This is a genomic window from Bacillus sp. AC266 (genome assembly GCF_979253805.1).
In genome coordinates this window covers 1329266-1348419 of record NZ_CEEDEC010000001.1, presented here as the reverse complement: position 1 = coordinate 1348419, position 19154 = coordinate 1329266, and the positions used below count along the sequence as shown (strand labels likewise).

At 34.3% G+C, this 19154-nt stretch carries 22 protein-coding genes and 1 pseudogene; 17 read left to right on the top strand and 6 right to left on the bottom strand.

Translation table 11 applies throughout. From position 1 onward, the window contains the following. Window positions 1-78: 78 nt before the first annotated feature. The 4 genes from cls to AC0IXC_RS06875 all read left to right on the top strand — a co-directional run bounded on the left by cls (window position 79) and on the right by AC0IXC_RS06875 (window position 2997). Window positions 79-1263 (top strand): cardiolipin synthase, encoded by a 1185-nt coding sequence (gene cls / locus AC0IXC_RS06890; RefSeq protein WP_002141405.1) that lies wholly within the window; start codon window positions 79-81, stop codon window positions 1261-1263. A gap of 32 nt (window positions 1264-1295) precedes the next feature. Further along, a complete protein-coding gene (locus AC0IXC_RS06885; RefSeq protein WP_016102165.1) occupies window positions 1296-1760 on the top strand; it encodes a spore coat protein in 465 nt (154 codons plus the stop codon). A 197-nt stretch (window positions 1761-1957) separates the two neighbouring features. Further along, window positions 1958-2137, top strand: a complete 180-nt coding sequence (locus tag AC0IXC_RS06880) for a hypothetical protein (protein WP_002012451.1) — start codon at window positions 1958-1960, stop codon at window positions 2135-2137. Window positions 2138-2376: 239 nt separating this feature from the next. Beyond that, window positions 2377-2997, top strand: a complete 621-nt coding sequence (locus tag AC0IXC_RS06875) for an NAD(P)-dependent oxidoreductase (RefSeq protein ID WP_002168577.1) — start codon at window positions 2377-2379, stop codon at window positions 2995-2997. 24 nt (window positions 2998-3021) lie between these two features. On the opposite strand, the gene AC0IXC_RS06870 is transcribed toward AC0IXC_RS06875, so the two are convergent. From AC0IXC_RS06870 to AC0IXC_RS06860, 3 genes are all read right to left on the bottom strand, one after another. Next, a complete protein-coding gene (locus AC0IXC_RS06870; RefSeq protein WP_000217328.1) occupies window positions 3022-3504 on the bottom strand; it encodes a DUF456 domain-containing protein in 483 nt (160 codons plus the stop codon). A gap of 1 nt (window position 3505) precedes the next feature. Further along, window positions 3506-4813: a hemolysin family protein gene (locus tag AC0IXC_RS06865; RefSeq protein ID WP_002086044.1), complete on the bottom strand. Its 1308-nt coding sequence runs from the start codon at window positions 4811-4813 to the stop codon at window positions 3506-3508. 209 nt (window positions 4814-5022) lie between these two features. Continuing rightward, on the bottom strand, window positions 5023-5910 hold the full coding sequence (locus AC0IXC_RS06860; protein WP_002189374.1) for a hypothetical protein: 888 nt from the start codon (window positions 5908-5910) through the stop codon (window positions 5023-5025). 388 nt (window positions 5911-6298) lie between these two features. Between AC0IXC_RS06860 and cbpA the strand changes: the two genes are divergently transcribed. The 4 genes from cbpA to AC0IXC_RS06840 all read left to right on the top strand — a co-directional run bounded on the left by cbpA (window position 6299) and on the right by AC0IXC_RS06840 (window position 9668). Next, complete coding sequence (gene cbpA / locus AC0IXC_RS06855; protein WP_002086040.1) at window positions 6299-6946, top strand: cyclic di-AMP binding protein CbpA; 648 nt, start codon at window positions 6299-6301, stop codon at window positions 6944-6946. A 441-nt stretch (window positions 6947-7387) separates the two neighbouring features. Next, complete coding sequence (gene brnQ4, locus AC0IXC_RS06850) at window positions 7388-8725, top strand: branched-chain amino acid transport system II carrier protein BrnQ4 (RefSeq protein ID WP_394818273.1); 1338 nt, start codon at window positions 7388-7390, stop codon at window positions 8723-8725. 66 nt (window positions 8726-8791) lie between these two features. Further along, complete coding sequence (csaA, locus tag AC0IXC_RS06845) at window positions 8792-9121, top strand: chaperone CsaA (protein ID WP_001263027.1); 330 nt, start codon at window positions 8792-8794, stop codon at window positions 9119-9121. After that, window positions 9102-9668 (top strand): DUF1572 domain-containing protein, encoded by a 567-nt coding sequence (locus AC0IXC_RS06840; protein WP_471652740.1) that lies wholly within the window; start codon window positions 9102-9104, stop codon window positions 9666-9668. Before csaA ends, AC0IXC_RS06840 begins: the two co-directional genes overlap by 20 nt. Here AC0IXC_RS06840 and AC0IXC_RS06835 read toward each other — a convergent pair. After that, window positions 9641-9946: a permease gene (locus tag AC0IXC_RS06835; protein WP_080019332.1), complete on the bottom strand. Its 306-nt coding sequence runs from the start codon at window positions 9944-9946 to the stop codon at window positions 9641-9643. The two genes, AC0IXC_RS06840 and AC0IXC_RS06835, sit on opposite strands and share 28 nt — an antisense overlap. Before the next feature lie 4 nt (window positions 9947-9950). Then, window positions 9951-10247: a hypothetical protein gene (locus tag AC0IXC_RS06830; protein ID WP_061675470.1), complete on the bottom strand. Its 297-nt coding sequence runs from the start codon at window positions 10245-10247 to the stop codon at window positions 9951-9953. Between the two features lie 89 nt (window positions 10248-10336). Here AC0IXC_RS06830 and spoIIP (AC0IXC_RS06825) point away from each other — a divergent pair, with 89 nt between their 5' ends. From spoIIP (AC0IXC_RS06825) to AC0IXC_RS06805, 5 genes are all read left to right on the top strand, one after another. Then, complete coding sequence (gene spoIIP, locus AC0IXC_RS06825; RefSeq protein WP_002141409.1) at window positions 10337-11491, top strand: stage II sporulation protein SpoIIP; 1155 nt, start codon at window positions 10337-10339, stop codon at window positions 11489-11491. A 266-nt stretch (window positions 11492-11757) separates the two neighbouring features. Further along, the gene (locus tag AC0IXC_RS06820; RefSeq protein ID WP_471652739.1) at window positions 11758-12255 is read left to right on the top strand and encodes a GNAT family N-acetyltransferase; all 498 of its coding nucleotides are present in this window, start codon (window positions 11758-11760) and stop codon (window positions 12253-12255) included. A gap of 11 nt (window positions 12256-12266) precedes the next feature. After that, the gene (locus AC0IXC_RS06815; protein WP_002031537.1) at window positions 12267-13007 is read left to right on the top strand and encodes a M15 family metallopeptidase; all 741 of its coding nucleotides are present in this window, start codon (window positions 12267-12269) and stop codon (window positions 13005-13007) included. A gap of 23 nt (window positions 13008-13030) precedes the next feature. Further along, on the top strand, window positions 13031-13477 hold the full coding sequence (locus tag AC0IXC_RS06810; RefSeq protein WP_002141412.1) for an NUDIX hydrolase: 447 nt from the start codon (window positions 13031-13033) through the stop codon (window positions 13475-13477). 187 nt (window positions 13478-13664) lie between these two features. Next, complete coding sequence (locus AC0IXC_RS06805; RefSeq protein ID WP_471652738.1) at window positions 13665-15140, top strand: amidase family protein; 1476 nt, start codon at window positions 13665-13667, stop codon at window positions 15138-15140. Window positions 15141-15364: 224 nt separating this feature from the next. On the opposite strand, the pseudogene AC0IXC_RS06800 reads toward AC0IXC_RS06805, so the two are convergent. Beyond that, a pseudogene (locus tag AC0IXC_RS06800) lies at window positions 15365-15490 on the bottom strand (MFS transporter); the annotation flags it as partial. Between the two features lie 351 nt (window positions 15491-15841). Here AC0IXC_RS06800 and AC0IXC_RS06795 point away from each other — a divergent pair. The 4 genes from AC0IXC_RS06795 (at window position 15842) to AC0IXC_RS06780 (ending at window position 19148) form a co-directional block, all read left to right on the top strand. After that, window positions 15842-16270, top strand: a complete 429-nt coding sequence (locus AC0IXC_RS06795) for an NfeD family protein (protein ID WP_113734614.1) — start codon at window positions 15842-15844, stop codon at window positions 16268-16270. 2 nt (window positions 16271-16272) lie between these two features. Beyond that, on the top strand, window positions 16273-17241 hold the full coding sequence (locus AC0IXC_RS06790; RefSeq protein WP_471652737.1) for an SPFH domain-containing protein: 969 nt from the start codon (window positions 16273-16275) through the stop codon (window positions 17239-17241). 91 nt (window positions 17242-17332) lie between these two features. After that, entirely contained in the window at window positions 17333-18466 is a 1134-nt protein-coding gene (spoIIP, locus tag AC0IXC_RS06785; protein WP_471652736.1) for a stage II sporulation protein P, read from the top strand. Between the two features lie 91 nt (window positions 18467-18557). Beyond that, window positions 18558-19148 (top strand): histidine phosphatase family protein, encoded by a 591-nt coding sequence (locus AC0IXC_RS06780; protein WP_471652735.1) that lies wholly within the window; start codon window positions 18558-18560, stop codon window positions 19146-19148. Window positions 19149-19154: the final 6 nt, after the last annotated feature.

Below are 19154 nucleotides of genomic sequence, written 5' to 3'. Positions count from 1 at the left end.
TGACATATTTTTTGTATGATAATGTTTTAAAAAAGGAAAGATATAGGAATAACAGTAGTTAGAGAAAGGAACGTATCCATGAAGCGCTTTTTAATTGTAATAATTTGTTTTATAGGTGTATTCATATGGATGAACGTTGATGTGGAAATGGGGAAGAAAATGGCTAGTGGATATGAATTAGAAAAAATCCGATCAGGGGATTTTCAAGTATATACGAACGGTGATGAGTTATATAAAAGTTTATTTGAGGATATAAATCGTGCAGAAAAGAATGTGTATGTTCATTTTTATATTGTAGGAAAAGATGAAGTAAGCCAAAAGTTTTTACAGTTATTAGAGAAAAAAGCATCTAGCGGAGTAGATGTGAAATTGTCAGTAGACCGCATTGGCGGATATAAGCTTAAGAAAAAGATAATTAATCAATTAAAAGAAAAAGGCGTGAAGTTTACATTTAGTAAAAAACCTAAATTAAAAAACTTATTTTATTCTTTGCATCAACGTAATCATAGACGCATTGTTACTATAGATGGGAAAGTTTCGTACATTGGTGGCTTCAATATCGGAAAGGAATATCTTGGACAGGATCCTAAATTTGGTCCGTGGCGTGATTATCATGTACGCATCGAAGGGAATGGAGCTACTGATATGGAACGGAAGTTTGCGGAAGATTGGCAAGAAGATACGGGAGAAAAGTTTCCTATACACCAAGAGTTACCTGTACAAGGAAATGTAAAATATCAATACGTATTTTCGAATGGAAAAGGTTTATGGAAGGAGTATGGAGCGTTTTTAAAGAAGGCAAAACATTCTTTAATTATCGCTACACCATATTTTGTACCGAGTAAAGAAATGGTGAAGGGGCTGAAAGATGCATTAAATCGTGGTGTCCATGTAAAAATCCTCGTCCCATTTAAAAGTGATGCAGTATTGCTAAAACAGGCTGCCTATCCTTATTTGAAAGACATGTTAGATGCTGGAGCGGAGATTTATCAATATCGAAATGGATTTTTTCATGGGAAAGTAACAATCATCGATGAGGAAATGGTTGATATTGGTACAGCAAATTTTGATAATAGAAGTTTTTACTTAAATAACGAATCTAACTGTTTCATATATGATAAGACAGTCGTTGCTGACGTATGGAATCGATTAAAAGAAGACTTTCATAAATCAAAACGATTTTCTGAAGAAGATTTTGAGAAAATTAGTAGATGGGATTGGTTTCTAGCAAGAATATCAAATGTTATCGCATCATATTTATAGTATAGAGATGAAATAGGAAGGGAGGCGCTTTAATGGATTGTATGAAAGAATTGATGACATATAGTTACACACTTATATATAAAGTTGGAGAATACACGAGCAAGGTTCGAGATGAAGAATTAAAGGATATATTACAGCATCATTTGCCGTATATGTTACAAGCATATAATGAACAAGTGAATTTTCAAGAAGGAGAAAATATACAACATATAACTTGTAAACAAATGTGGCCGGAATTTACTGAAATGGATAGGGAAACAGATAATGAGTGTACAGGGGATATTGGGATTGCTATTTGTTATATTTCACATTTGAAACGATTAGCATTAAAGTTTGCTCAAGTTGCAGTGGAAGTTGCGAACCCAGAGTTTCGTTCTTTCTTGGAAAATTGTTTTGTGAAAATGAATCGTTATGCTTATAGTGTTTGGCAATATGTTGTGAAGAAGGAATATAAAATTAAACATTTATATGAAAATGAAAGTGAGAAGTTTGCGTGAAAAACTAAGACGGAATGAAAGGCGTCTTAGTTTTTTTATGTCTAATGAAAGGCTCAATTAGAAGAATTGAGACAAACCAGTTGTGTTATCAGAGTATTTACAAAAGTTTACAATATCTTTACTGTTTTTAAATCTTTCCTTTAAAAATAAAGAGTAATATGGGATTGTACATATTCTATCAAAGGGAGGAAACGCAAATGAACAAATGGGTTAAGTCATTAGCTGCTATGGCACTTGCAAGTTCTTTATTAATGGTAGGTTGTAGTAAAGATGAGGATAAAAAGAAAGAGGATGACACAACTTCGCAGCAAGATGAAAAGAAAGATAAAGAAACAAGTGGAACAGAAAAATCTTCTGATTCGAAAGAAAAGAAATAAAGTGAAACTTTAATCAGCGGGGATTTTGTCCATCCCCACTGATTATTAGCCCACACCAATCGGGCATTTACGGGCAGTTATCTCCCACCTAATTTCCTCGCATTCGCCGAATTTACTGCCCGCAAATAGCGGGATAAATGGATAATAGAGCTTCCTCACATATATGAGGGAGCTTTTTTGTTGCGTATTTGTAAGTTTTGCGGAAAAATAGAGAGAAAGAATGGGAGAGGGGATAATATATGAAAGTATGTATATTAGGAGCGACAGGTAGAGTAGGATCACACATTATGAAATTGGCATTACATGATTCATATGAAGTGACGGTATTAGTTCGTGATTTGAGTAGAGTGGAAACAGAGCATGAAAGGTTACATATTATAGAGGGAAATGTGTTAAACGGAAATGATATAAAGGAAGCGATTAAAGGATGTGATATTGTAATTAGTGCTCTTGGAACTGATCGGAATGGGACGTTAGAGAAGAGTTTACCGATTATTATAAAGCAAATGGAAGAAGAGGGCATAAAGAAAATTGTTACAATAGGAACTGCTGGTATTTTACAAGCACGAACAAACCCAAGTATATATCGTTTCCAATCAAAAGAATCGAAAAGAAAAATGACAACAGCTGCGGAAGATCATTTAGCTGCTTATGAAGCGCTGAATAATAGTAAACTATGTTGGACTGTTGTTTGTCCGACGCATTTAATAGATGGTGATGTAACCGGTGTATATCGAACTGAACAAGATATGTTGCCAACAGATGGATCGAAAATAACAGTTGGTGATACAGCTCAGTTTACATGGAGTTTACGTAATAAAAGCTTATACGAGAAAAGTCGAGTAGGTATTTCATATTAAAAAACCATCCCAAAATAGGGATGGCTAAAAAATGATATAGCATACAAAGATGATAATCATAATGATTTGGAGAATTGCTTTCGCTACTGTACTACTTAAAAAACCGACAACAGTTGCAATTCCGACTAAAAGGGCGTCTTTTGGCGCCTTTTTATGCATTAGTTCCGTAATAAATACAGATAAGAACGGTATGATAATAAGCCCGAATGGTGGGAAGAAGAACGATCCGACAATGATAGAAACCATACCAACACGTTCGCCCGATTTTGTACTTCCGTATTTTTTTAGGAAGTATCCATTTGCAATAAAGTCAGCAACGAAAATGAAGAGTGTAAAAATGACTTGAATAATCCAAAAAGATGTCGTTAACTCTCCGCCGTTTATTCCAAAATGATAAATGAAATAGCCAGCCCATACGGCAAGGATGCCAGGGATAATGGGGTATATAAAGGCAAGAAATGAAACAATGAAACAAGCAATGATACAAATTGTTAGTAAAACAGTCACTTTATAACTCCTTTGTAGTATCTAATTTATGTACAGCAATCTTTTTAATTTGATGCCCATCAAGTTCTAATGCTTTAAATTGAAAACCATCATATTCAACTGAATAGCCAGCCTCAATATTTAAATCAATTGATTGAGAGAGAAGCCAACCACCAATTGTATCTAAATCACTTTCATCGATATGTAGGCCAAACATATCATTTACTTCAGAAATGAGTACTTTCCCATCTAAAACAGTAAGCCTAGGAGTACGCTTTTCAATCATTGGTGATTCGTCTGCGTCAAATTCATCTTGAATTTCTCCGATAATTTCTTCAAGAATATCCTCCATCGTTAAAAGGCCAGCAGTTCCGCCGTATTCATCCATAACAATCGCCATTTGTACGCGGTTCTTTTGGAGGTGTATTAACGTTTTACGAATGGGAACTGTTTCAAATACAGTTAAAACAGGATGTATGTAGGCATCAAGTGGTTTGTAAATGCCTTTTGTTTGATTATGAAAAATCTCTTTCGTATTTATCATTCCGATAATATCATCTTTATCCTTTTCAATAATAGGATAACGTGTATACTTTTCAGTTGCAACGATTTTCATATTTTCTTCTAACGTATTTTCAGTAGATAAACAAACCATTTCAGTTCTAGGTACCATAATTTCTTTAGCAACACGATCATCAAATTCAAAAATATTATTTACATATTTATATTCGGTTTGATTAATTTCGCCGCTTTTATAGCTTTCACCTAAAATGAGTCGTAGTTCTTCTTCGGAATGGGCAAGTTCATTTTCTTTAGCAGGCTCTAAACCGAGTAATTTTGTGAAAAATATAGCTGCACTATTGAGAAGCCAAATGAACGGATACATAATTTTATCAAATAAAATAAGTGGTTTTGCAAATTTTAATGTGATTGCTTCAGCTTTTTGGATTGCGAAAGACTTAGGAACTAACTCGCCTAATACAACATGGAAAAAAGTAATCACACTAAAAGCAATAATAAAGGATAACGTGTTAGCCATTGTTCCAGTAATATTGATTTTTTCAAATAGTGGTCGCAGTAAATGTTCCACAGTTGGTTCACCAAGCCAACCAAGTCCTAAAGAGGTGATAGTAATGCCAAGCTGACAAGCGGATAAATAAACGTCTAAGTTAGATAAAACGCTTCTTGCAGCTAATGCTTGTTTATTACCTTCATTAGCAAGCTGGTCAATTCGACTTTTTCGTACTTTTACGACAGCGAATTCTGAAGCAACGAAAAAGCCAGAAATAAGGATAAGTATAAAGATGAGAAAAATATTTAATATGTCCAAGTGTGTTCTTTATTCCTAATTTGGAATAAAGATGTCACCTCCTGTAATTATGTTATACTTTTATAATAAATCCAAATGAAAAGATTAGTCAAAGAAAATGGGTAAATAATGGTAGGTTTCTATAGTAGTTTTTTAATTTGCTGTTATTTTGTCCTCTATATAATAGGAATAACCGTCTACTTTTAATTTAAGTAGACGGTTATTCTATGTTATGGTTTCGAAATACTTCTAGTTAAAGTATACGTGTTTTGTTTAGAGTGGTTTGTTGTCCATAAAGCTTGGAGAAACGATAAGATGCTATATGGAATATAAAGTAGTAATAAACCAATTGTGACAACTATAGGTGCATTTCTACCAAATTGGACGATAAATTGTAATAGTCCGTTTGTATGAAAAATACATTCCATAAAAACGAATGAAAGAATAATGGAACTCAAAATAGATTTATGATTGGAAGTAAGCGCAATAAATAACGTATCAACAAGGAAAGATGAATTTTTTATTTCGTATTCATTAGTAGTATTTAAGAACGGTAGCCATTTTTTAATTGCTTGCATAACGATTATCATAGAAGTGCTACATACGATGATAAAAGAAGAGAAGAAAGGAAACTTTATGAATTTAGATATGTAGAGAAGTGATAATAGGACTGAACATTGTAATATCACAGTGCCAAAAGAATACGGTATCCAGCGAAATAAAGAACTACACTTTTTTAATGAGTTTGGTGCTTTTAAAAATAGATGGCCAATTCCTAGACTTATAAAGAAACCGATTACAAGAGTGAATGTGAAACGAACGATTGATAAAAAATATATTTCCCATATGTAGGGGAACAGTGGTGACGAATGGTTAGAGATATGTAGTATATTTTGTGTATGTACAAGCTGATTTGCTGAGAAAAGGATAGGCTCATGCATCCAATCAATTGTTGGAATTGAAATGGAAGAAGGCTGTGCTAAATTATGAAAAATGCTTACAAATCCAGTTAAGTAGGAGTAATTATGTGTAATGAATAATGCTGGAAGGGGACTTATGACAAAAATAATCAAAACACCGGCTATAAATTTACATATATGTGAGCGCAATAAGGACATACAATCACCTACTCTTTGAATATTCAGAAAATTCTTATTCTTATTTTAGCTTTTTTCGGATAAAGTTACAACATATTTTTCTCGAAGTAAGTTAGAGAGATTATCCCGCTTTAACGGGCAGTAAGACTCTACCTCAAAATGCGGCGAATGCGTAGAAGTTAGGTGGGGAGATCGACTGCCAGTAAAAGTCCGATTGGTGAAGGCTAATAATAAGTGGGGGGAAATCCCCACTTATTAAAGTTTCAATTTAAATAAGTGTATGATTAATGAATAAATTATGACGGAAAAATGAATAATTTTCAGAAAAATAAAATAATATATTTATTTTTTTCTGAAAATATAATATAGTTATGGCACAGAAAGTATTTTAGCATAAGGAGGCTTTTTTATGAGGATTAAAGGGAATTATGTACCAAAGAGGGAAGTTTTGTTTTGCTCAAGTTCAATTACGATAAGGGAAACGCTGGAACATTTAAATAAAACGGGGTATCGTTGTGTACCAGTTTTAGATGAAAAAAAAGAGAAGTTTTTAGGGAATGTATATAAAGTAGATATTTTAGAATATAAAGGTTCACTTGAAGATAATGTATTACAATTATTGAACGATAAAAATGGGTACGTGAGAGAAGACTCTTCCTTCTTTAAAGTATTTTTTACAATTAAAAAACTACCGTATTTATCAGTAGTTGATGAAAAAGGGGTCTTCCTTGGTATTTTAACTCATAAAAAAGTTTTTGAACTATTAGAAGATGCATGGGGAGTCCATTCTAGTAAATATTCTGTCATGATTGGAACACAAGATTATAATGGGGCCATTCAAAAATTATCGACAGTGCTAAAGAAATACACTGGTATTCAAAGCTTAATGACTTTTGATAATGATGCTTTATTAGTACGTAGAATAATGTTTACATTGGGAGAAGAGTTTGAAGATAGTGAATTAGAAACATTGCTAAAGGATTTAGAAGATCATGGATTTAGAGTTGTGTATGTTGAAGAGATGAAAAATCCACGTGAAGTTGAAACGATAGACTAACAAGTAAAGCCATCTTATTTTTGATGGCTTTTACTTTCTTTCACATAAAGATATCTAAATATAATAAAATATATGAATCGTAAATTTTAAAAAATATTTGTGTAATAGAATGAATAAAGGAAGTATATGTAGATAATTTTGATTTTCAAAAAAATCAAATTGAAAATATGTTTTTATTTTTCAACTAAATATGTTACTATATGTGTGATAAAAACAAAGAGGTCTGACAACTAAACTCCACGTTATACCACTCTAATGAGTTAAATTTTCGAAAAAATCAAAAATTAATAATTAGAGTAAGAATAAGGGGAATGGAGAAATTATGGAGAAAGACACTGCTTTGTAAGGGGCATATTTTATCATCTTGAGCAGAGAGGAGGATGCATAGCATATTGTGAAAAGAGATATAAACAATGAAAAAGTGCTATGCAAATGAAAAGCATGAAGGGACGTTTAAGGCCAGGTGATACGGTAGCGATTGGTTTAATGTTATTTGCACTATTTTTAGGAGCAGGAAATTTAATTTTCCCGCCAGTTTTAGGTCAACAAGCAGGAGAAAATGTTTGGATTGCTACAATTGGATTCCTTGTAACGGGAGTCGGATTACCCCTATTAGCTGTAACAGCTGTCGCGTTTGTAGAGGGGGACTTGAAAGCGCTATCTTCTAGAGTTCACCCTATATTTGCGTTTATTTTCCCATTGATTAGTTATTTAGCGATTGGACCATTTTTTGCGATTCCGCGTACTGGAGCTGTTTCATTTGAAATGGGTATGAAGCCATTTCTATCAGAGACAATGGTTTCTGAGTGGTACATGCTATTTCTTTTCACTATAGTTTTCTTCGGAATAACGTGGTATTTATCATTAAATCCATCTAAATTAGTGGATTGGTTCGGGAAATTTCTTACACCATTGTTAGTATTGATTGTTGCTGTTATTGTCGGAAAAGCAATTATTGATCCAATTGGAGAACCGGCTGCACCTTTAGCTGCTTATAAAGAGAATGCTTTCTTTGGTGGATTTATTCAAGGATATTTAACGATGGATGCGATTAGTGCACTTGTGTTTGGGATTGTTGTTGTACAAGTTATTCGCTCAAAAGGGATAAAAGAGAGCGGACAAATCGCAAAAATAACAGTTGTATCAGGGGTTATTGCTGTATTAGGCTTAACGTTAATATATTTATCACTTGCATATCTCGGATCTACAAGTACATCACTTGGTGTGTCGGAGAACGGTGGTCTTATTTTAACGAATGTTGTAAATGAGTTATATGGAACAAGTGGCAAAATTTTATTAGGACTTGTAATTATACTCGCTTGTTTAACAACTTCTGTTGGATTAACATCTGCGTGTGCTGGCTTCTTTACAAACTTATTCCCAAAACTTTCGCATAAAACGATTGTAACTATGGTATGTGTATTTAGTTTAATTGTATCTAACCTAGGGTTAACACAATTAATCACAGTAACATTACCAGTGTTAATGATCATTTATCCAGTTGCAATTGTATTAATCGTTCTTTCATATTTCCATAAATGGATAGGGAAGCGTAATACAATATATATTGGAGCTATTTTAGGTGCGTTGTTAATTAGTTTCTTTAACGGTTTAGAAAGTGCGAACATTAAAATTGATGCGATTTCTAATGTGCTACAAATGTTACCATTATATAAAGAAGGAATAGGATGGCTAATCCCATCATGTATTGGCGGGATTCTCGGTTTCTTCTTCTATAAATCAAATGAATTAAGTGAATTACAAAAGAAAGGTGCTTAGGCGCCTTTCTTTTTTTAAAGGGGATTTTTGTATTTTGTCTAAGTAATAATTGGGAGGAATGATAAAATGGCTAATTTTGAAGATTTTTTAACTTTTGATGTAAGAATTGGAACAGTAACACAGGCAGAGGAATTTAAAGAAGCGAGAGTGCCAGCGATTAAACTAGAAATTGATTTTGGGGAGCTTGGGGTCAAGCAGTCAAGTGCTCAAATTACGAAGAGATATAATCCAGAAGACTTAATCGGTCAGCAAATTGTTGCTGTTGTAAATTTTCCGCCAAAGCGTGTGGCAGGATTTAAATCGGAAGTGCTTGTATTGGGTGGTGTTCCTGAAGCTGGTGATGTTGTGTTGCTTCAGCCTAATATGGAATTGCCAAATGGAACGAAAATTAGTTAGTGTGAAGGTAGGGGTAAACATGGATATCGGACGAGAATATTTACAATGTGCCATTTCGAATTTCAAGGCAACACAAAAACAAGGAGAACGTGTACTTTCTCAATTATCTTATGAACAGATAATGTGGTCAGCTCAGGAAGAGACAAATAGTATCGCGATTATTATTAAACATTTACATGGTAATATGCGTTCAAGATGGACGGAATTTTTAAAGTCTGATGGCGAAAAAATAGATCGTAACCGAGATGGTGAATTTGAAGGTGGCTACAATTCAAAACAAGAAGCGCTTGCTGCGTGGCAAGAAGGGTGGGAGTATGTCTTTAAAACGATGGATACTTTAACAGCAGAACAGATTTTGCAGAAAGTATACATTCGCGGAGAAGAACACACTGTCATGCAAGCGATCGAAAGGCAAATTTCTCATTATGCTTTACATATTGGACAAATCATTTACATTGGTAAAATGTTAAAAGAAAATGAATGGGAGTGTTTAAGTATTCCTAGAGGTCAATCTACTAGTTATTTACAGAAAAAACGTTCAACGTAATAATATGAAAGAAACCGATATAAAATAGGAAGTAAAAAAATAAGCCAATTGATAGAGGGCTCCGTGAACATTAGAATGCTGCCAGCAATAAGCCCATATGTAATAAGAAAGAAACCAAAGAGTGTATTTATAGGAATAAAGCGTGAGACAAATAATTGCTGATTTTTGAAACAAGTGTTGTGAAACAAATAAAAGCGGAAATACCGTGTAGAGGTAATAAGATCTTTCTTTCTCGTTATTCTTTTTTTACATTTATGACAGATGAATGGTGGCTGCATTTCATTACGCTCCATTTTTTATATTTGTAATAATGTAAGACAAAAGTAAGTATAAAGTGTATGTTCCTATATACGCTCCTGCAATAAGGAAAAATGGATTCAGTAAAATTCCATGAATGCTCGTCATGAAAACTAAATCTTGTATTAAAACATCGTATATATTAATGGAAATAACTGTACCGAGTACATACAGTGCCAAGTACGCAGAAATATGTAGCACAATAGAGACTTTTGGATGTTTAGCGGACAAATAAAAAATAAATGATAAGACGATTGGTAATGTTCCTATTAGTAGCTTCAATTCATTTCACCTCATTAACAATATAGCCGGAATTTAAGCGGTCTATTCTCTAGAGCTTGTACATAACTTGAAATAGAGAGGGTGATAGTATGAATCGAGGCTTTTTTTACGTGAAGTTCACAAGTGTACGTAAGTTAGTTTTATTTATTATTACTACAGTACTGGCGACTTTTTTTCTTATTAGTATGATGGTAACCTCTATGAAAGAGACAAAGTCAACGTATTTATATAATTGGTTAAATGAGTTATCGATGAATGGCTACATGTACGTTATTGGGAAAGAGAATCATTATTTTACACAGGAGTACCGGAATTTGAATCAAGACTTTTCTATTTCTTCATTCCTCTTTTCGATGGCTACGAATATTCGTTTTGATGATGTACGTAGTTTTGTCGGGAAAGAGCTTCCTGGCTTTGGTAAGTACGATACAGAAATCGTTATCGCAGGTGAGGGAACAAATTATTCTAACTTACCGATAGAGTCGAGTGTTCCTCTTGAAGAAGTAGTGAAAGAACGGACTGGAGAAGGTGGACAAGCGCCAAAGCCTGATACGAATAAAGAGAAAAAACAACCAGCTCAAACGACTGGAAAAAGACAAGTTGCATTTATATATCATTCACATAGCTGGGAATCTTATTTGCCGTTACTTAACTTAACAAATGATCCTAATCCAAATAAAGCAACGAGTTCTGTAACGAATATTTCAATAGTTGGAGATCGCTTTCGTGAACAACTGGCAAGTGAAGGGATAGGTGCTACTAACGATAAGACTAATGTCGGTCAAAAGTTAATAAGTAAAGGATTGAATGATACTAGTTCTTATAAAATGTCACGGGAAATTGTACAAGAAGCGATGGCTGGTAATAAAGAATTACAATACTTCTTCGATTTACACCGTGATAGTGCACGGAAAAATGTAACAACAAAAACAATTGGAGATAAATCATATGCTAAGCTTGCTTTTGTAATTGGGAAAGGTAACAAAAACTATGAAAAAAACTTACAATTAGCAACTGCGTTACATGAGACGATTAGTAAGAAATATCCGGGAATGAGCCGTGGTGTAATTCAAAAAGGATTCCAAACAGGAAATGGAGTCTACAATCAAGACCTATCAGGACAAGCGATATTAATTGAAGTTGGCGGGGTAGATAATACAGAGGAAGAATTAAATCGATCAATTGATGCACTTGCTAAAGCATTTGGTGAATATTTTTGGCAAGCAGAAAAAGTGAATGGATAAAGTGAAATTTGAATTAGTGGTAGGCATTGCCGATGGTTATCAGCCTACATCAATTGGGGGAAAACGTAAGTGTACAGCTTACGTTTTTTGTTTGTCATGAAATGAGGATGATAAGATGTCACATTATAGACATAATTTGTAATTGCTATAGTAATATCGAAATTTGTCTATTTATAATAGGAGAATTAGAAAGGGATTTTCGCAAAAATAGAGAAAATCTTTTTACAAGGAAAATTTTTAACTAACAGAATGGGTAGGGGATCAAGGTGATACGAGAGATTAGAGTAGAAGATGCAACATCGTTTTTGCAATTAAATAAGCAATTGGACGAAGAAACGAAATTTATGTTATACGAACTAGGAGAAAGAAAAACTACAGTAGAGCAACAAGAAAAGATGGTCCACCGTTTTATTGAAAATGAATATGTGACAATATTTGTAGCAGTTGAAGAAGAGAGAATAGTAGGGTTTATTTTAGTTAATGGAAATAATATTCAAAGAAAGAGACATGTGGCAGGCATTGTAATTGGTATTTTGCAAGAGTATAGTGGCCGAGGTATTGGAACGAGTTTGTTTAAAGAAGTGGAGAAGTGGGCAAGATTACATGATGTATGGCGTTTAGAATTAACGGTAATGGCCCACAATACAAGAGCTCAGGCACTATATAGCAAAATTGGATTTGAACAAGAAGGTGTCAAAAAATCTGCTCTTATCATCGATGGAAAAGGTATCGATGAGTATGAAATGGCCAAATTATTAAAATAAGAGGTCGTTATATGAAAAAAAGATGGGCACTACTTGGTATCGTAGCAATGATACTGATCATTGGAGTAGCAGGAATAAATTATAAGATGTACAAGGAGCAAGAGGCGAAGGAAGTAAATGTAAACAATATATTTCCGAAAGCTAAAGAAACGATTGCTAATATGGATGGGGATATCGCAGTCATTAGTAATCCAAGTTCGATGCTTGTACTTGTGAATAAAAATAGGCGTTTACCAGATGGGTATAGACCGCCAGATTTAGTTGTTCCGAAAGTACGTTACTCTAGTGAAGGTGATCAAGAGAAGAAAAAGATGAGGAAAGAGGCAGCGGTGGCACTTGAGGAAATGTTTCAGCAAGCCAATAATGAGCGGATTTTCCTTTTTGCAGTCTCTGGATTTAGATCTTTTGATCGACAAAAAGCATTAAATACAATGTATAAAAGACAAGATGGAGAAGCAAAGACAGCGATGTCTAGTGCAGTTCCTGGTACGAGTGAACATCAAACAGGACTAGCTATGGATATTACATCTCAATCTGCTAAATTTCAGCTAGAAACTGTTTTTGGGGAGACGAAAGAAGGAAAGTGGCTTTCTGAAAATGCCCATAAGTTTGGTTTTGTTATTCGATATACGAAAGAGAAAGAAGGGATTACCGGTTATCGTTATGAACCGTGGCATGTACGGTATGTTGGGAATCCGCAAGCTACATATTTATATGAAAACCAACTGACGATTGAAGAAGTAACGCAGTAATGAATTGAGGGGAGAGGGCTAAGATGACGATGTTATATAAGAAAAAGGTACATGCATATATTACGAGAGAAAAAGAAGGGGCTATGCAACTACTCGTTTTTAAACATCGTGATATACGAGAGGCTGGTATCCAAGTTCCAGGCGGGACGGTAGATGAAGGCGAAACGTTAGAGGCAGCAATTTTACGTGAAGTACAAGAAGAGTCAGGACTACGCCATTTTTGTATCGAGCGCTTCCTTTCTGATTACATTATTTATATGAAAGAAAAAAAGGAATATCAAAAACGTCATTTTTTCCACATTTCATTATTAACAGATGTGAAAGATACGTGGGAACATATAGTAAGTGCTGGTGAGGAAGACAAAGGTTTAGTATTTTGTTATGAATGGATTGATATTAACAAATGCCCTGAATTAGCAGGTAAACAAGGTGAGTTTTTACATTTGTTAGAAGAGGTATATGTAAAATAATAAAAAGAGTCTGAGGCGATATTGTATTCGTTTCAGACTCTTTTTATTTCTCTGGAAATTAAAGGTTTTTAAACTGGTGAGTTGAATTTCTTTAAAGGGATTGTAGCTGTTTATGCGAGGAGCGGAGAAAATGAAAAAGTAATAGATACACGTCATATATATAAGGGCTTATAAAAGGAGAATGAAAATGGAAATTCAGTTTAATACATTATTGCAAAAAGAATTAACAATTCATGATATTCAAAAGGAAATGGAAGCTGGGAAGTTAACTTCAAAAGAACTAGTCATGTATTATCTTCATAGAATCGCAAAGTATGACCAAGATGGTCCGAAAATCAATTCTATTTTAGAAATCAATCCGGATGCTATCTTTATTGCAGAAGCGCTAGATCATGAAAGAAAGACAAAAGGTGTAAGAGGTCCATTACATGGTATACCTGTTTTACTTAAGGATAATATTGAAACGAATGACTCGATGCATACAAGTGCTGGTACGATTGCCCTGGAACAAAATATAAGTAGTGAAGATGCATTTCTTGTTAAAAAGCTCCGAGAAGCAGGTGCGATTATACTAGGGAAAGCAAATATGACAGAGTTAGCAAACGGAATGTCTTTTGAAATGTGGGCTGGATATAGCGCTAGAGGCGGTCAAACGATTAATCCTTACGGTACAGGAAAGGATGATATGTTTGTTGGTGGATCGAGTACAGGATCTGCCGTTGCAGTTGCTGCTAACTTTACTGTATTATCCGTTGGAACAGAGACAGATGCTTCTATTTTGAGCCCAGCTGTTCAAAACTCTGTAGTAGGTATTAAACCGACAGTTGGTTTAATTAGCCGTAGAGGAATTATTCCGTTCACATATTCTCAAGATACAGCCGGTCCGTTTGCTAGAACGGTAACAGATGCTGCTATTTTACTAGGGAGTCTAACTGGGGTGGATGAAAAAGATGTAGCTACTCATAAAAGTGAAGGCATGGCATATCAAGATTATACATCTTATCTTGATGCTAATGGTTTAAAGGGAGCGAAGATTGGTGTTTATAGCAATGCGCCAAAAGATTATTATGAATCTGGAGAATACGATGAAAAATTGTTTAAGGAAACGATTCAAGTTTTACGTAGTAAGGGAGCGACAATAGTAGAAGATATTGATATTCCGTCTTTTCATAGAGAATGGAGCTGGGGGGTTCCACTTTATGAGCTGAAGCATAGCTTAGATAACTATCTTTCTAAATTACCTTCTACTATTCCAGTACATTCTATTTCGGAGTTAATGGAGTTTAATAAAAACATAGCAGAAAGAGCTTTGAAATATGGACAAACTAAGTTAGAAAGAAGAAAAGATTTTCCTAATACGTTAAGAAATCCAGAATATTTAAACGCAAGATTAGAAGATATATATTTTTCGCAAAAACAAGGTATTGATTTTGCGTTGGAAAAATATAATCTGGATGCGATACTGTTCCCTTCTTATATAGGATCTACTATATGTGCGAAAGCAGGTTATCCATCTATAGCAATGCCTGCGGGATATATGGATAATGGGAGGCCTTTTGGAATTACTCTTGCAAGTGCTGCTTTTAGTGAAGGGGCATTAATTAAACTAGCATATGCTTTTGAACAAGCGACAAAACATAGAAAAATGCCAAACTTATCGTAAATAGAAACGAGAGAAGGTTGCCTGAAATGGATTTATGGAGGCCAGCCTTCTCTTATTAATAGCTAAAAGTATTGTCGATTTCTTTTGATGAATCGATATCTCATATCGAATCGTTGATATATTGTAAGTTGTAATAGATATAATTGAAAAATCGTTGATATAAATTCATTGGACTATTTAGTTGGAAGTCTTATATAAGAAATAAATCACTTAGATACAATATGTTAAATAGAAATCTCTTTCTTTTGCAATCTCTGATGCTTTAATAAACGAAAAGACAAACAAGTAGAACATAAAATAAGAAAAGAAGCGATAATATAAATAGTACGAACACCGAAAATATCGGTAATTGTAGCTGATTTAGTTGTATACAATGTCAGCGAGGATAATACACATTTTGGAGCCTAAATAGTAAGCTAGTGAACGTTTCTGCAATAAGAAGCCCACCTTCAAATCAATAATATTTTTCAAATTATAATCAGAAAAATATATTTTTGAAAGAATTAAATTTTTTGTCATTTTTTGAAAGGGGTTTTCGTGTATAATGAAGAATATATTAATATAGCATTATATTAATGCTTGTTGTAACAGCGAATACATATAATAGCTTGTAGCAAACGCCCCCTCTATGAGAAAGGGCGGATAAACCATTCTTTTCTTCATATACATATAGAAAATGAGAAAGAAAGTGAGGGTTGCATATGGCTGGATGGGTGATTTGGTTTATAATAGCGGGTATTTTATTTATTGCGGAAATGTTGTCGATTACGTTTTACATGCTTTGGCTTGGAATTGGAGCTGTTGTCGGAGGTCTTATTGCTTTGTTTGCTCCTGATGCACTGTTTTTACAATTGGTTGTCGGGGCAATTGTAAGTTTAACATTGACCTTCTTTACGAAAAGAATTTCAAAAAACTTTCGAGAAGCAAGAGGTTTTACTGATACAGTAGATAAACTTGTTGGTAAAAAAGGGATTGTCATGCAAGCGATTACAAGTGAAGTGAACGGTATTGTGAAAGTGGATGGAGATACTTGGACAGCTATTTCAGATGTTTCTATTGATGCCGGAGAAAAAGTCGTTGTTATAAAGAGGCATAGTACTGTGTTACAAGTGAAAAAGGAGAGTGAATAAATATGGTAGCATTAACATTAACGATTATTTTTGCTTTAATTGTCGTTGTATTTATTGCGTTAACAATTAAAATTATTCCACAGCAAAAGGTTGGGGTTGTTGAGAGATTTGGTAAATTCCAACGTATTATGCACCCAGGATTAAATATTTTAATTCCAATTGTAGACCGCGTACGTGTATATCACGATCTACGTATTCAACAAACGAATGTACCACCGCAAAAGGTAATTACGAAAGATAATGTGCAAGTAGAAATTGATACAATTATTTTCTATCAAATTGTTGAGCCAGAACTTGCGACATATGGTATTTCAAACTATGAATATGGTGTTCGTAATATTACATCTGCAACGATGCGTCAAATTATTGGTAACATGGAACTTGATGAAACATTATCAGGTCGTGAAAAAATTTCAATGGAAATCCGTTTAGCGCTTGACGAAGCGACGGAAAAATGGGGCGTTCGTATTGAGCGTGTCGAAATAGTTGATATTAACCCGCCGAAAGATGTGCAAGTATCGATGGAAAAACAAATGAAAGCAGAGCGTAATAAACGTGCGATTATTTTAGAAGCAGAAGCTGCGAAACAAGATAAAGTCCTTCGTGCTGAGGGGGAAAAACAAAGTAAGATTTTAATGGCCGAAGGGGATAAAGAAGCTCGTATCCGCGAGGCTGAAGGTATAAAAGAAGCAAAAGAATTAGAAGCGCAAGGGGAAGCAAGAGCGATTGTGGAAATCGCAAAAGCAGAACAAAGTCGAATTGAATTACTACGAGCAGCAGATTTAGATGAGCGCGTACTTGCTTATAAATCATTTGAATCATTGATTGAGGTTGCAAAAGGCCCAGCGAATAAAGTGTTTATTCCATCTAATGCAATTGAAACACTTGGTACTCTTGGGGCAATTGGGGAAATCTTTAAAGAGAAACAAACGAAGAAATTACCTTCGTCAGATACAGAAAAAGAACAATAAGAGTGAGGAAGAGAAATGGGATGCCATTTCTCTTTTTTTTGCGTATATTACGAAAGGCTTGTACATATCCATGTATAAAGAAGGTGATACAGTGAAAAAGTATGCAACCCGTATACATGGGAAGAAACTAATCTCGTTACTCTTTCTATATGCACTAGTCACAATTATTATTGCGTCGATTTTGACGTCGCTTTTACATACAATGAAATCGAATTACGCGAATCAATGGTTTGGAAAAGTATCGATGCAAGGTTTTGTTCAAATGATAGAAAGTGAGAATCGCTATTACGGATTTGATTATTTTAAGCAGAATAAAAGGGAGTCATTTGGAAATTTAATGTTCTCGATGGCGACGGATTTGAAAATTAAAGATTTAAGAACGTTTGTCGGTAAAGAAGTGCCTGGTATGTCAAAGTATTACTCTAACATTATCGTAGCTGGGGAAGGGACAAACTTTACGAATATCCCAAATGAATCTAGTGTACCGATTGAAGAAGTAACGAAAGAGCGAGAAGTAGCAAAAGATAAAGTTACAGAAGCTGAAAAGAATAATCCGGTTCAGAAAAAGAACGGAGCGAAAAAAGGTGAAAGTGCAGTATATATTTATCATACACATAGCTGGGAATCTTTCTTTCCGTTATTACCAGGGGCTACCGATCCATCAAGTCCAGATGTAAATGTGTCCTTACTAGGGAAACGTATGAAAGAACAACTTGAAGGACAAGGAATTCCGGTAGTTCATGATAAAACGAATATGGGGGATTTATTAGCGAGTAAAAAATGGAAATGGCCGCAATCATATAAAGCGTCTCATGAATATGTAAAAGAAACATTAGCACAAAATAATAAAATTGCGTTTCCGATTGATATACACCGTGATGATCAGCGGAAGAAGGTAACAACAAAAGTAATTAACGGGAAATCGTATGCAAGATTATATTTTATAATTGGGATGGAAAATGAAGGGCGTGCTGAAAATGAAAAAATTGCAAGAGCAATCAATAGTTATTTAGATGAAAACTATTACGGATTAAGCAGAGGAATCTTTCCAAAGTATAAAAAAGATGGAAATGGCGTTTATAATCAAGATTTATCTAAAAATGCGATGTTAATTGAAGTTGGTGGTGTTGATAATACATTAGATGAATTATATAACACAATTGATGTGTTGACGGAAGCGTTTAGTAAATATTATTGGAACAATGCGGAGAAAGTGAATGGGTGAGGAACGGGAAACCGTTCCTTTTTTGTTATATAAAGGTAAGAATATGATATAATGGAATCTTGTGAATATTAAATGAGGAAGTAGGGGAAATATGCAAATAATATTAATACGCCACGGTGAATCAGAAGCTGATATTTTAAATGTACATGAAGGGCGAGCTGACTTTGAATTAACAGAAAAGGGAAGACAGCAAGTGCAAAGACTTGTACAGAAAGTGAAAGCAGATTTCCCGCCAGATTTCATTTGGGCAAGCACATTAAAACGTGCTCGCGAAACTGGTGAAACATTAGCAGAAGGAACTGGGTGCCCAATTCAACTAGAAGAAGAATTAATGGAGTTTAATAATGGGGTACAAGCAGGGTTATCATTTGAAGAAGCGAAAAAATATCCAGAGCCAAAGTTTCTTCATGACCGGTTTGAAAACGGGGAATCATTTATTGAATTTAGAATGAGAATAGAAGGAATTTTTTCTAAAATCGTGACAGAGAATACAGATGACCGAATTGCAATTGTTGCACACGGTGGTGTAATAAATAGTATTTTACGAGCGTTTTTCCAAATGCCAATTAGCATGGACTATTATTTTAAAATGGGAGATACGGGAATTAGTTTGATTGAACTTACGGATAAACAGAAAACTATTCATTTTATAAATGATACAAATCATTTAGAGGGAATGTAAGAGGAT

Bases quoted from the DNA above. Each gene is read 5' to 3' on its own strand.
- AC0IXC_RS06840 (WP_471652740.1), top strand. From the start codon at position 9,102: ATGGAACGAAAATTAGTTAGTGTGAAGGTAGGGGTAAACATGGATATC.
- AC0IXC_RS06885 (WP_016102165.1), top strand. From the start codon at position 1,296: ATGGATTGTATGAAAGAATTGATGACATATAGTTACACACTTATATAT.
- AC0IXC_RS06835 (WP_080019332.1), bottom strand. From the start codon at position 9,946: ATGCAGCCACCATTCATCTGTCATAAATGTAAAAAAAGAATAACGAGA.
- spoIIP (WP_002141409.1), top strand. From the start codon at position 10,337: ATGAATCGAGGCTTTTTTTACGTGAAGTTCACAAGTGTACGTAAGTTA.
- cbpA (WP_002086040.1), top strand. From the start codon at position 6,299: ATGAGGATTAAAGGGAATTATGTACCAAAGAGGGAAGTTTTGTTTTGC.
- cls (WP_002141405.1), top strand. From the start codon at position 79: ATGAAGCGCTTTTTAATTGTAATAATTTGTTTTATAGGTGTATTCATA.
- AC0IXC_RS06810 (WP_002141412.1), top strand. From the start codon at position 13,031: ATGACGATGTTATATAAGAAAAAGGTACATGCATATATTACGAGAGAA.
- AC0IXC_RS06860 (WP_002189374.1), bottom strand. From the start codon at position 5,910: ATGTCCTTATTGCGCTCACATATATGTAAATTTATAGCCGGTGTTTTG.
- AC0IXC_RS06805 (WP_471652738.1), top strand. From the start codon at position 13,665: ATGGAAATTCAGTTTAATACATTATTGCAAAAAGAATTAACAATTCAT.
- brnQ4 (WP_394818273.1), top strand. From the start codon at position 7,388: ATGAAGGGACGTTTAAGGCCAGGTGATACGGTAGCGATTGGTTTAATG.
- AC0IXC_RS06790 (WP_471652737.1), top strand. From the start codon at position 16,273: ATGGTAGCATTAACATTAACGATTATTTTTGCTTTAATTGTCGTTGTA.
- AC0IXC_RS06815 (WP_002031537.1), top strand. From the start codon at position 12,267: ATGAAAAAAAGATGGGCACTACTTGGTATCGTAGCAATGATACTGATC.
- AC0IXC_RS06875 (WP_002168577.1), top strand. From the start codon at position 2,377: ATGAAAGTATGTATATTAGGAGCGACAGGTAGAGTAGGATCACACATT.
- AC0IXC_RS06795 (WP_113734614.1), top strand. From the start codon at position 15,842: ATGGCTGGATGGGTGATTTGGTTTATAATAGCGGGTATTTTATTTATT.
- AC0IXC_RS06880 (WP_002012451.1), top strand. From the start codon at position 1,958: ATGAACAAATGGGTTAAGTCATTAGCTGCTATGGCACTTGCAAGTTCT.
- AC0IXC_RS06780 (WP_471652735.1), top strand. From the start codon at position 18,558: ATGCAAATAATATTAATACGCCACGGTGAATCAGAAGCTGATATTTTA.
- csaA (WP_001263027.1), top strand. From the start codon at position 8,792: ATGGCTAATTTTGAAGATTTTTTAACTTTTGATGTAAGAATTGGAACA.